Source organism: Pseudoxanthomonas sp. SGT-18, assembly GCF_003931645.1.
GTDB lineage: Bacteria > Pseudomonadota > Gammaproteobacteria > Xanthomonadales > Xanthomonadaceae > Pseudoxanthomonas.
Genome location: NZ_RRYJ01000012.1, coordinates 54238 through 66638, shown reverse-complemented (window position 1 = coordinate 66638; position 12401 = coordinate 54238). Strand labels below are relative to the sequence as shown.

General features: G+C 72.4%; 11 protein-coding genes. 3 read left to right on the top strand and 8 right to left on the bottom strand.

The features are described from left to right. Window positions 1-5: 5 nt before the first annotated feature. Complete coding sequence (locus EIM47_RS14460; protein WP_125077310.1) at window positions 6-620, top strand: HAD-IA family hydrolase; 615 nt, start codon at window positions 6-8, stop codon at window positions 618-620. A gap of 331 nt (window positions 621-951) precedes the next feature. Here EIM47_RS14460 and EIM47_RS14455 read toward each other — a convergent pair whose 3' ends face one another. Beyond that, window positions 952-2193, bottom strand: a complete 1242-nt coding sequence (locus tag EIM47_RS14455) for an acetylornithine transaminase (RefSeq protein WP_125077309.1) — start codon at window positions 2191-2193, stop codon at window positions 952-954. A gap of 157 nt (window positions 2194-2350) precedes the next feature. Between EIM47_RS14455 and EIM47_RS14450 the strand changes: the two genes are divergently transcribed. After that, window positions 2351-3475, top strand: coding sequence for an aminotransferase class I/II-fold pyridoxal phosphate-dependent enzyme (locus EIM47_RS14450; protein ID WP_125077308.1), 1125 nt, complete (start codon window positions 2351-2353; stop codon window positions 3473-3475). 315 nt (window positions 3476-3790) lie between these two features. Continuing rightward, on the top strand, window positions 3791-4747 hold the full coding sequence (locus EIM47_RS14445) for a TerC/Alx family metal homeostasis membrane protein (protein ID WP_164514624.1): 957 nt from the start codon (window positions 3791-3793) through the stop codon (window positions 4745-4747). A gap of 49 nt (window positions 4748-4796) precedes the next feature. On the opposite strand, the gene EIM47_RS14440 is transcribed toward EIM47_RS14445, so the two are convergent. The 7 genes from EIM47_RS14440 to mpl form a co-directional block, all read right to left on the bottom strand. Beyond that, on the bottom strand, window positions 4797-5234 hold the full coding sequence (locus EIM47_RS14440; protein WP_125077306.1) for a VOC family protein: 438 nt from the start codon (window positions 5232-5234) through the stop codon (window positions 4797-4799). A 75-nt stretch (window positions 5235-5309) separates the two neighbouring features. Next, window positions 5310-6128 (bottom strand): NAD(P)-dependent oxidoreductase, encoded by an 819-nt coding sequence (locus tag EIM47_RS14435; protein WP_125077305.1) that lies wholly within the window; start codon window positions 6126-6128, stop codon window positions 5310-5312. Between the two features lie 93 nt (window positions 6129-6221). After that, window positions 6222-8237, bottom strand: coding sequence for a bifunctional DedA family/phosphatase PAP2 family protein (locus EIM47_RS14430; RefSeq protein ID WP_125077304.1), 2016 nt, complete (start codon window positions 8235-8237; stop codon window positions 6222-6224). A gap of 141 nt (window positions 8238-8378) precedes the next feature. Beyond that, window positions 8379-9770 carry a sorbosone dehydrogenase family protein gene (locus EIM47_RS14425; RefSeq protein WP_125077303.1) on the bottom strand — a complete coding sequence of 464 codons (1392 nt, stop codon included), beginning with the start codon at window positions 9768-9770 and terminating at the stop codon, window positions 8379-8381. Then, on the bottom strand, window positions 9767-10192 hold the full coding sequence (locus EIM47_RS14420) for a DUF2231 domain-containing protein (protein ID WP_019398994.1): 426 nt from the start codon (window positions 10190-10192) through the stop codon (window positions 9767-9769). Before EIM47_RS14420 ends, EIM47_RS14425 begins: the two co-directional genes overlap by 4 nt. 102 nt (window positions 10193-10294) lie before the next feature. Further along, entirely contained in the window at window positions 10295-10897 is a 603-nt protein-coding gene (locus tag EIM47_RS14415) for an LON peptidase substrate-binding domain-containing protein (protein ID WP_019398995.1), read from the bottom strand. Window positions 10898-10965: 68 nt separating this feature from the next. Further along, window positions 10966-12372 carry a UDP-N-acetylmuramate:L-alanyl-gamma-D-glutamyl-meso-diaminopimelate ligase gene (mpl, locus tag EIM47_RS14410; RefSeq protein ID WP_028915116.1) on the bottom strand — a complete coding sequence of 469 codons (1407 nt, stop codon included), beginning with the start codon at window positions 12370-12372 and terminating at the stop codon, window positions 10966-10968. Between the last annotated feature and the right edge of the window lie 29 nt (window positions 12373-12401).

The following is a 12401-nucleotide window of genomic DNA, read 5'->3' as shown; positions in this document are numbered from 1 at the left end:
CGGCGATGAGGCCGCGCATCCGCCAGCTGCTGCTGGACTTCGACAACGTGCTGGCCCACTACCGGCGCGAGCAGCGCGTGGCATGCCTGGCCGCGCATGCGGGCACGAGCTTCGCGCAGGTGTGGCAGGCGCTGTATGGCTCCGGGCTGGAAGCGCGCTACGACGCCGGCCGGGTTTCCACGGCCGATTACCTGCGCGAACTGGGCGAAGGCATCGGCGCGGCCGTGGACGAAACCGCCTGGCTGCAGGCGCGGGTGGCGGCCACCACTGCCGACGAACGCGCGCTGGCACGGCTGCTGGCGCTGGACCCGGAACTGCCGATGGCGGTGCTGACCAACAACGGCGAACTGGCCGCGCGGGTGGTGCTGCAGGTGGCCGCGCCGCTGGCGCCGCGGCTGGGCGGCCGGGTGCTGTGCAGCGGCAGCCTGGGCGGGCGCAAGCCGGAGCCGCAGGTCTACCTGCGCGCGCTCGAGCGCCTGGGCTGGAGTGCCGCCGATACCCTGTTCATCGACGACCTGTTCGCCAACGTGCAGGGCGCACGCCGCGCGGGCCTGCACGCCGACAGCGTGCGCGACGCCCGCGCCCTGGGCCGGGTGCTGAAACGCTTCGGCCTGGCCTGAGCGCGCGCTCACGCTCTTCCCCGGAGGAACCTGGATGCGCTTCGCTGGTCCGGGATCCGCACCTGCGGCAACGCCGCGCGCGCATGGCCGTGCAGCGGGGCGTTGCCAGCGAGGCGGCCCGGGCACGCCGGTGCCCGATCTTGCATCGAGGTGGACGGCCTGGACGAGGCGCTACGCCGGGGGCGCGCGGCCGGCCTGCACCGGAATACGGTGCGGCCGCCGAGCCCTGGACGTGCGCCGCTTCTTCGTGCGCGACCCGCTGGGGCGGCTGCCCAGCATCCTGCGACACCGCCCGGCGGCCTGGGGGCGCGCTTGCGGCGCCCCTCGCCAGTCAGGCGACGAACTTGGCGATGGCCTTGCGCAGCCGCGCCAGGCCCTCGGCCACGTCGGCGTCGGTGATGTTCAGCGCCGGCACCAGGCGCAGCACGTCCGGGCCGGCCTGCAGCAGCAGCAGGCCCTCGTGCGCGGCCAGGTCGAGGATCTCGCCGGCGCGGCCGGCGTATTCGGGCTTGAGCACGGCGCCCAGCATCAAGCCGCGGCCACGCACCTGGGCGAACACGCCGAACTCCTCACCGATCGCGGCCAGGCCCTCGCGCAGCGCGTGCGACTGGCGCGAGACGTTGGCCGCGATCTGCGGCGAGGCCAGCTTGCGCAGGGCCACGCGCGCCACCGCCGCCGCCAGCGGATTGCCGCCGAAGGTGGTGCCGTGGGCGCCGAAGCCCATGGCCTCGGCGACCTTCGGGCCGGCGAGCATGGCGCCGATCGGGAAGCCGCCGCCCAGGGCCTTGGCCAGGGTCACGATGTCCGGCACCACGTCGTCCTGCCAGTGCGCGAACAGGGTGCCGGTGCGGCCCATGCCGGCCTGGATCTCGTCCAGCACCAGCAGTGCATTGTGCTTGTCGCACAGCGCGCGCACCTGCTTGAGGAAGCCGGAGGCGGCCGGCATCACCCCGCCTTCGCCCTGCACCGGCTCCAGCATCACCGCGGCCACGTCGCCGGCGGCCATCGCCGTCTCCAGCTGCACGATGTCGTTGAAGTCCACATAACGGAAACCGCCGGGCAGCGGCTCGTAGCCTTCCTGGTACTTGGGCTGGGCGGTGGCGGTGACCGCGGCCAGGGTGCGGCCGTGGAAGCTGCCGCGGAAGGTGACGATCACCCGCTGCTGCGGGGCACGCCCCTGGGCGGTGGCCCACTTGCGCACCAGCTTGATCGCGGCCTCGTTGGCCTCGGCGCCGGAGTTGCACAGGAACACGCGCTCGGCGAAGCGGCTGGCGGTCACCAGCTCCTCGGCCAGGCGCAGCGGCGGCTCGCTGAAGAAGATGTTGCTGGTGTGCCACAGCTTGCCGGCCTGCTCGACCAGGGCCGCGTGCAGGTCCGGGTCGTTGTGGCCCAGGCCGCACACGGCGATGCCGGCGGCGAAATCCACGTACTCGCGGCCTTCGCTGTCCCACAGGCGCGCGCCCTGGCCTCGCTCCAGCACCAGCTCGCGCTGCCGGTACACGGGCAGGAAATAGCGGTGGCCAAGGTCGATCAGGGAGGCGGTGTCGCCGGCAGCCGGCGTCGTGGCGTTCATGGCAGTGGAATATCCGTGGAAGAAGGCCGGCACGGGGCCGGTGGGCCATTATCCGCCTCGTTCGGCGATGCCGCCACGCCGTCGCCGGACCGGTGCCGGGCTCGCGTATCATCGGGCTGCCGCGCAGCGGCGCCTCCGCTCCCAACGACCGACCGCCATGTCCCGCATCGAAACCCTCGCCGCCCGCGCCGGCAGCCGGCCCGACCCGGCCAGCGGCGCGCTGTCGCCGCCGCTGCAGCTGGCCACCACCTTCGAGCACACGCCCGACGGCCAGCTGCCGCAGGGCTTCCTGTACCAGCGCTACGACAACCCGACCCAGCAGGAGACCGAGCAGGTGCTGGCGGCGCTGGAAAGTGCGAAGCGGGCGCTGCTGTTCCCCACCGGCATGGCCGCCGGCGCCACCGCGCTGCAGGCGCTGCCGCCGGGCAGCCACGTGCTGTTGTGCGACGACAGCTATTTCTCGTTCCGGGTGCTGGCGGCACAACAGTTCCCGCGCTGGGGCCTGGAGTGCACGATCGTCGACTTCACCGACCTGGACGCGGTGCGCGCCGCGCTACGGCCCAACACCGCGTTGCTGTGGGCGGAGACGCCGTCCAATCCGCTGCTGAAGGTCAGCGACATCGCCGCGCTGGCGGACATCGCCCACGGGGCCGGTGCGCGCCTGCTGGTGGACGGCACCTTCGCCCCGCCGGTGATCCAGCAGCCGCTGGCGCTGGGCGCGGACATCGTCCTGCATTCGGCCACCAAGTACCTGGGCGGCCACGGCGACGTGATGGGCGGAGTGCTGTGCTTCGCCGAGGACGGCGAACACGCCGCCGCCTGCCACCAGCTGCGCCTGCTGGCCGGCGCCACCGCCTCGCCGTTCGCGGCGTGGATGATCCTGCGCGGGGTGCGCTCGCTGCCGGCGCGGATGGACTGGCATTGCCGCAACGCGCGCCGGGTGGCGGAGTTCCTCGCCGGCCATGCGAAGGTGTCGGCGGTGCATTACCCCGGCCTGGCCTCGCATCCGCAGCACGCGGTGGCCGCGGCGCAGATGCGCGACTTCGGCGGCATGCTGTCGTTCGAGGTAGCCGGCGGACGCGAGGCGGCGCTGGCCGTGGCTTCGCGCATGCAGCTGTTCACCAATGCCACCTCGCTGGGTTCGACCGAATCGCTGGTCGAGCACCGCGCCTCGATCGAAGGCCCGGCCTCGACCACGCCCGGCGGCCTGCTGCGGCTGTCGGTGGGCCTGGAGCACGCCGACGACCTGGTCGCCGACCTGGAGCAGGCGCTGGCCGGCTGAGCGCGTCCGCACCAGCCCGGTACGCGGCACCACCGGCCGGCAAGCGCGGCCGACGCGCGGAAGGCACACCCCGCGGGCAGGCTGCGCCGGTGGTTTGACCGTTCACATGCCGGCCCGCACAATCGCCGCCGAAGGGGAGTAGCTCCCAGCGTGACGGCCGTCATTTCGGGCATTCCGATGCCCCGGTCCCACGGCGGCCCAGGGCCGTGAGCAAGACCTTCGCCGCGACGGCGAAGGTGTGTCCCCGGTTCCCAAAGCAGGGTTCCGCGCCGCCAGCTTCCGCGGCCGTCCTTACTCCTGCCCGGAACATTGATGATGGAAACGATAGGCAACGTCTGGCTGTGGGCCGGATTCTCCGGCCTGGTGCTGCTGGCGCTGGTGGCCGACCTGCTGCTGATGCGCCACGGCGGCGCGCACAAGGTCACGTTCAAGGAAGCGGCGTGGTGGAGCATGGGCTGGGTGGCCCTGGCCCTGCTCTTCAACCTCGCCCTGTGGTGGTACGTCGGCCAGTCGGCCGGTCCGGAAGAGGCACGGCGCATCGGCCTGGAATTCCTGACCGGCTACCTGGTCGAGAAGGCGCTGGCGGTCGACAACATCTTCGTGTTCCTGATGCTGATGACCTACTTCGCCGTGCCGGAGCAACTGCGCCAGCGCGTACTGGTGATCGGCATCCTGCTGGCGATCTTGCTACGCGCGATCCTGATCTTCGCCGGCGCCGCGCTGTTGGCCCAGTTCCACTGGCTGCTCTACGTGTTCGGCGCCTTCCTGCTGCTGACCGGCGCGAAGATGTGGAGCGCCGCGGGCGAGGAGCCGGACCTGGGGAAGAATCCGGTACTGCGCTGGATGACCACGCACGTGCCGTTCGTGCGCCGCTATCACGGCAACGCGATGTGGCTGGGACGCGGCAGCCGGCGCAGGTTCACCCCGCTGTTCATCGTGGTGGTGATGATCGGCATCACCGACGTGATCTTCGCGGTGGATTCGATCCCGGCGATCTTCGCCATCACCCTGGACCCGTTCATCGTGCTGACGTCCAACGTGTTCGCGGTGCTGGGCTTGCGCGCGATGTTCTTCCTGCTGGCGGGGATGGCTGAGCGCTTCCACCTGCTGCCCTACGGCCTGGCCGTGGTGCTGGTATTCATCGGCGCCAAGATGCTGCTGGTCGACCTCTACAAGATCCCGGTGCTGTGGTCGCTGGGCGTGGTAGGCGCGATCCTGGCCACCACGATTGCCCTGAGCCTGGCACGGCCGGCACGGGCTGCTGCCGACTGATGCGACGGTCCGGCGGGGACGCGTGCCCCGCCGGACCGCACTCGTGCGCTTACCAGGTGCCGGTATTGGGCATCGACGCCCACGGCTCGGCCGGCGGCAGGGCTTGGCCCTTCTGCAGCAGCTCGATCGAGATCAGGTCCGGGGTGCGGACGAAGGCCATGCGGCCGTCGCGCGGCGGGCGGTTGATGGTCACGCCCATGGACTGCAGGTGCGCGCAGATGGCGTAGATGTCGTCGACCTCGAAGGCCAGGTGGCCGAAGTTGCGGGCGCTGCCGTAGTCCTCCGGTGCCGAACCGTCCTCCGGCGGCCAGTTGTAGGTCAGCTCGATCTCCGCCTCCGGGTTCTCCGGGGCGCCGAAGTAGACCAGGGTGTAGCGCCCGGCCTCGTTGTCCATGCGCCGGGTCTGCTTCAGGCCCAGGCCCTCGGTGAAGAAGCGGCTGGTCTTTTCCAGGTCGTGGACCCGGATCATCGCGTGCAGGTACTTCATGGTGTTTCCGTAACGAAAAGGGGGCTGGCCATTGTAGGAGCGCGCCGCGGCCGGCGGCGGCGCGCGCGGCGCGACTCAGTCCAGGAACAGGTCCGGCAGCAGCGGCTTGGACGGATCGACGGCATAGCCGGACAGGTCGGCCACGCCGGCCTCGGCCAGCACCTCGTCGTCGATCAGGAAGCGGCCGCTGAAACCGGCCGCCTGGCGCACCAGGATCGCGTGCGCGGCATCGGCCATGATCTCCGGGCGGCGGCCGTTGCCGGCATCCACGCCGGGGATCATGTTCAGCGCGTCGGTGGCGATGAGCGTGCGCGGCCACAGCGCGTTGACCGCCACGCCCTTCGGCCCGAACTCCGCGGCCAGGCCCAGGGTGACAAAGCTCATGCCCATCTTGGCCAGGGTGTAGCCGGTGTGCGGCCCCCACCACTTCGGATCCAGCGACGGCGGCGGCGCCAGGGTCAGGATGTGCGGGTTGGCGGCCTTGAGCAGGTGCGGCAGGCAGGCCTGGGCGCACAGGAAGCTGCCGCGGGCATTGACCTGCTGCATCAGGTCGAAGCGCTTCATCGGCGTGTCCAGGGTGCCACGCAGCCAGATCGCGCTGGCGTTGTTGACCAGGATGTCGATGCCGCCGAAGGCGTCCACCGTGGCCGCCACCGCGGCCTGCACCTGGTCTTCCTCGCGGATGTCGCACTTCAGCGCCAGGCCGCGGCCGCCGGCGGCGTCCACCGCTTCGGCCGCGGTATGGATGGTGCCCGGCAGCTTCGGGTTGGGCACCGCGGACTTGGCGGCGATGGCGACGTTGGCGCCGTCGCGCGCCGCGCGCAGGGCGATGGCCAGGCCGATGCCGCGCGAGGCACCGGTGATGAACAGGGTCTTGCCAGCGAGGCTGGTCATGCGCGTCTCCAGGTACAACGGGGACGCGCATTGTCGCCCGGCACGCGCTGCGCGTGCGCGGTCGCGTGCGTCGTCGCCGCCGCGGGCGGCGCGCTAGCGTGCCGCTTCCGCGCCGGCCGCGGCGGTGCGCAGGCGCAGCGTGGGCAGGCCCGAGACCGGGTGCGGCTCGACCTGGTGCGGCAGGTCGGCCACCGCCTCCACGATCCGCTCCAGCGCCGGGTCGGCGTCGGCATGCGGGCGCCAGGTGGCCAGCACGTCGAACGCGGGGGTGAAGTGCAGGGTCTGCGCGGTGCCGATCCACAGCGGCTGGTGCCCCGGGCGCAGCTGCACCGGCGCCGCCCACAGCCGCAGCACGATGCGGCGGTCCGGGCGGGCGCCCTCGCGCACCATCAGCAGGGCCTCGGTGCGTGCGTCCAGGGTCGCCGGCAGCACCGGCGCGCCGGCCGGCCACACGTCCTCGTCGAACATGTTCAGCGCCTGCTCCCAGCGCGCCTGCGGCTGCACCTTCCAGCCCTGCGCCTCCAGGCGCTCGCGCAGCGGGCCCAGCGGGCCGGCCACCTGCACGTCCAGCGGCCAGCGCTGGGCGTCGTCGAACTCGTTGCGGCGCGCCGGCTGCAGCGCCCAGTCGCGATGCCACCAGGCCTGCAGGTCCTGGACCTCGATCGCCGGCCCCGGCGGCTCGAACTTGGCCAGCTTGGCCTCGATGTTGCGCGGCGCGTACCACAGCGCGGCCAACGCGAACACGCCGTAGAACGCCGCCGCCACCGGCTTGACCCAGAACGAGCGGTTGAAGCGGCGGCGGTAGGCGATGCCCAGCACCAGCAGCCAGACGATGCCCAGCAGCATCCCGCCTACCACGTCGCTGAGCCAGTGCGCGCCCAGGTACAGGCGGGCGAAGCCGATGACCGCCACCACCAGGCCGGAGACCATGTACGGCCAGACCCGGTCGCGCCCCGGCAGCTCGCGCGCGATCAGCACGGCGAAGAAGCCGAAGGCGATGGTGGACATGGTCACCGCGATCGAGGGGAAGCCGAAGCCGCTGCTGGCCGAGGGCGGGCGCACCACGTTGATGGTCGCGCCCAGCAGCCAGGTCAGGGCCAGGCCGAAGCCCAGCGCCGCCAGCCAGTGCGCGGCGGCCATCCAGCGCTGGCGCCAGGCGAAATAGCCCAGCGCCGCGGCGCAGGCCGGGGCCAGCACCGGCCAGTCGCCGAGCGAGGCCAGCGCCGCCAGCGGGTAGTCGGCCAGCGGGTTGCGCAGGGACAGCATCAGCTGGTGTACCGCCAGGTCCACGCCCAGCGGCTCGCCGTGGCCGACCACCACCAGCAGCAGGGCGAACCACACCCAGCCGATGGCCAGCAGCAGCACCGCCAGCAGCGCCAGCGGCACCGACTCGCGCCGCTGCGGGTCGAACACCGCCACCGAGTACTCGCCCAGCACCGGATGCCGGTGCGACCAGGCCAGCATCCGCGCCAGCACGGCGTCGGCGTGCTCGGCGAACCAGCGGTAGGTGTACAGCACCACCGCCCAGGCCAGCGCCAGCACCGCCAGCAGCAGGCCCAGCACCACCACCAGGTGGCCGGCCACCGCGGCCACCGCGTCGTAGGCCCGGCCCAGGACCCAGCCCGGGGCCAGGAACAGCACGCCCCAGGACACGCAGGCCAGGCCGGAGGCGGTGAAGTAGCGTCGCACCGGCATCCTGGCCATGCCGGCAATGGCCGGGACGAACGGGCGGATCGCGCCGACGTAGCGGGCCAGCAGGATCGCGCTGAAGGCATTGCGCCGGAACAGGGTCTCGCCGCGCTCCAGCAGCTGCGGGTAGCGGCTGAACGGCCAGACCCCGCGCAGGCGGTCGCCCCAGCGCAGGCCGACCCAGTAGCTGATGGCGTCGCCGGCCATGGCGCCCAGGGCCGCGCTGGCCACCGCGTACGGGCCGGAGATCTCGCCCATGCCGATCAGCACGCCCACCGCGAACAGCAGTGGCAGGGCCGGGACCACGGCCCCGACGATGATGAGCGCGTCGCAGAAGGCGATCGCGAAGATCACCACGCCGGCCAGCAGGGGGTGTTCCCCGATCCAGGCCAGCATGGCTTCCATCCATGAGGAATTCATCTCGGAATTATAGGAGCCGCATCCCAACGTGCGCTGTAGGGCAACGCCGGACAGGCCTGCCCGGCAGGGGCCGCCATGCGCTGCGGGCAACACCGCCCGACGCGACGTGGTGGCGTGGGCCGCGGCGCCCCCGGCGCCGGATCAGCCGGCATCGCCCTCCGCGGCGGCGCCACCCGATTCGGGCGCCGTCTCGACCTCCGCGGGCAGCTCCCCGTCCGTCGCGGGCGGGGCGGCGGCGGGACCGTCCACCCGCGACACCCGCCAGACGATGTTGGCCAGGTCGTCGGCGATGACCAGGGCCCCGCGCGGATCCACGGTCACGCCCACCGGGCGGCCGCGGGTGGTGCCGTCGTCGTCGCGGAAGCCGGTGGCGAAGTCGATCGGGTCGCCGGCAGGTCGGCCGTTGCGGAACGGCACGAACACCACCTTGTAGCCCACCGGCTCGGCGCGGTTCCAGCTGCCGTGCATGCCGACGAAGGCACCCTCGGCGTATTCCGGTCCCATCACCGGGCTGGAGAAGTCCAGGCCCAACGCCGCCACATGCGCGCCCAGGGCGTAGTCCGGGGTGATCGAGGCGGCGACCTTCTCCGGGTTCTCCGGCTTGACCCGGGTGTCCACGTGCTGGCCCCAGTACGCCCAGGGCCAGCCGTAGAAGCCGCCCTCGCGCACCGAGGTCAGGTAGTCGGGCACCAGGTCCGGGCCGATCTCGTCGCGCTCGTTGACCACCGCCCACAGCTGGCCGCTGCCGGGCTGGATCGCTAGCGCCGTAGGGTTGCGCAGGCCCCCGGCGTACTCGCGATGCATGCCGGTCCGGGTATCGATCTCCCAGACCACGGCTCGGTCCTGCTCGGCCATCATCCCGCGCTCGGTGATGTTGCTGTTGGAGCCGATGCCCACGTACAGGAAGCGGCCGTCGGCGCTGGCGGTCATCGCCTTGGTCCAGTGGTGGTTGATCTCCGACGGCAGCCTGGTGAGCACCTGCGGCTTGCCGGCGCGGGCCTGGGTCATGCCCGGCTGGTAGTCAAAGCGCACCACCGCGTCCTGGTTGGCCACGTAGAGGTCGTTGCCGACCAGGGCCAGGCCGTAGGGCGCGTCCAGGTCCTCGGCGAACACCGTCTGCAGCTCGTACTCGCCATCGCCATCGGCGTCGCGCAGCAGGGTCAGGCGGTTGCCACTGGGCACCTGGGTGGTGCCGGCGGCCTTGATCGGCCCGGCGATCACGTCCTTGGGCTTGAGCGCGGGCGCGTTGCCGCCGCGGCCCTCGGCCACCAGGATGTCGCCATTGGGCAGCACCAGGGTCTGGCGCGGGATGCGCAGGTCGCGGGCGATGGCACGGACCTCGAAACCTTCCGGCACCACCGGCACCTGGTCGCCCCACTCCGAAGGGTCGGCGATCTTCATCGACGGCAGCAGGCCGCGCTTCGGCTCCGGCAGTTCCGGGTTGGCGCCGTGCTGCAGCGGACCGGGCGAGGGATTGCAGCCAGCCAGCACGACGGCGGCACAGGCGGCGGCGACAAGCTCCAGGCGGTTCATCGCACACCTCCGGCGCGCAGCGGCCAGGCCGCGAAGAACGTGGCCGCCAGCGCGGCCGCGAACACCAGCACCGACAGCACCAGCGCCATCGGCATCGCGGCCCAGGCGTCGCGCGCATGGACCAGGGCATTGAGCAAGGCGAGGATCCACGCCACCGCCCACAGCAGGCAATGCAGCGCCGAGCCGCGGGTGCGGCGCGAGGGCACCAGCCCCAGCAGCGCGCAGACCAGCGCAGCGGCGGCGAACACCAGGCCGCCGACGTTGAGCCATGCGGCGAAGTTGATCCACTGGATCTCGTAGGTCCGCGCGTAGGCGATGTCGGCCAGCAGCGTGCCGAGGATCAGCGACAGGGCGCCGCCGAGCAGCAGGGCGTGGACGGAATGGAAGGCGGGTGCAGGCCGCCGTTCGACGGTTGCGACCATGGCAGGTCCTCCGGGACGGGACGCCGTGGCGTCGATGGACGGTGGATGAGCCCCCCCATGGTCGCCGCGGCCGCCTCATGGCCGCGTGTACGGCCTGTCCGCTCAGGTGACGTGGTCGTCCATCCACAGCAGCAGCTGCTGCAGGCGCCGGTGCGGGTCGTCCTGCTGCAGCAGGGCCAGGCGCTGCTCGTCGCTGATCGGCAGGATCTCGGCCAGGCGCCAGCCCACCCATTCGGCGTCCTCCAGCAGGCGCAGGTTGGGTGCGTCGTGCAGCCCGCCCACCTTCTGCAGCAGTTCGCCCAGCAGCGTGCCCAGCACCGCGTGCTCGGGCAGCAGCCGCGCGCCGCTGCCGGGTTCTTGCCGCTGGTCGCGCCAGCGCACCTGGCCGACCAGCAGGCCGTTGTCGCGCACGCTGGTGCGGCTGACCCGGAACCGGCGCGCACCGCGCACGGCCAGGGTCAGCACCCCGCCCGGCTCGCTGCCGAAGTCCTCGATCAGCGCCTCCACCCCGAACGCCGCCGGCGTCGCCGGCGCGCCGCTCTCCTCGCCCTCCAGGATCATGCACACGCCGAAACTGCGGCCCTGGCGGCCGCACTCGGCGACCAGATCCAGGTAGCGGCGCTCGAACACGCGCAGTCCCAGCGGCGCGCCGGGCAGCAGCACGGTGTGCAGCGGGAACAGCGGCAGGGCTTCGGTACTGGGCACGGTGCGATGGCGTTCGGCTCGCCGGCAGGGTAACGCCGCCCGTTCAAGGCGGCGTCACGGCGGCGTGGTCAGTCGCGCCCTTCCAGCATCGCCACGAAGCGCCGCGGCGCCGCGTCGAAACCGCCGTTGGACATGAACACCACGTGGTCGCCCGCCTGCACCAGCTCGCCCAGGCGCGCCAGCAGGGTGTCGGTATCCGGCACCGCCTGCGCCTGGCCGCGCACCGCGGCCACCACCTTGCCGGCGTCCCAGGCCAGCTCCGGACGATGCAGGAACACGACCACGTCGGCGATGTCCAGCGACGGCGCCAGCGCGTCGGCGTGGGCGCCCAGGCGCATGGAATTGCTGCGCGGCTCCATCGCCACCACGATGCGCGCATCGCCGACCCTGGCACGCAGGCCTTCGAGGGTGGTGCGGATGGCGGTGGGATGGTGGGCGAAGTCGTCGTACACGGTGACGCCGGCCGGGGTGCCCAGCACCTCCAGGCGGCGCTTGACGCTGTGGAAGCCGGCCAGCGCCGGGGCCACATCGGCCGGCGACACGCCCACCGCGTGCGCCGCGGCCAGCGCCGCCAGCGCGTTCAGCACGTTGTGCCGGCCCAGCAGCGGCCAGTGCACGCTCGCCACTTCGCGGCCGTCATGCAGCACCACGAACTGGCTGCCGTCGGCGGCCAGCAGGCGCGCGCTCCAGTCGAAGCCGGCACCGCCGCCGGCGCGCGCGATGGCCACCTCCGCGCCCTCCAGGCCGAAGGTCTCCACCGGGGTCCAGCAGCCCATCGCCAGCACCTGGGCCAGGTGCGCGTCTTCGCCGTTGACGACGAGCCGGCCGGCGCGCGGCACGGTGCGCACCAGGTGGTGGAACTGGCGCTGGATCGCGGCCAGGTCCGGGAAGATGTCGGCGTGGTCGTACTCGAGGTTGTTGAGGATCGCCACCGTCGGCCGGTAGTGCACGAACTTGCTGCGCTTGTCGAAGAACGCGGTGTCGTACTCGTCGGCCTCGACCACGAACTCGCGGCCGCCGCCCACCCGCGCCGAGGTGCCGAAGTCCTCGGCGACGCCGCCGACCAGGAAGCCCGGGTCGCGCCCGGCGGCCTGCAGCAGGAAGGCCAGCAGGCTGGTGGTGGTGGTCTTGCCGTGGGTGCCGGCCACCGCCAGGGTGGTGCGCCCGGGCAGCACGTGCTCGGCCAGCCACTGCGCGCCGGAGGTGTAGCGGCGGCCGTCGTCCAGCACCTGCTCCACCGCCGGGTTGCCGCGCGAGAGGGCGTTGCCGATCACCACCTCCACCGCGTCGGGGGAGATATGCGCCGGGTCGTAGCCCTGGCGCAGCTGGATGCCCAGCTTCTCCAGCTGGGTGGACATCGGCGGGTATACCGCCTGGTCGCTGCCTTCGACGCTGTAGCCCAGTTCGCGCGCCAGCGCCGCCACGCCGCCCATGAAGGTGCCGGCGATCCCGAGGATGTGGATGGTGGTGGTCATGCCGCGATTGTCGCCCAGCGGCGCCGGCT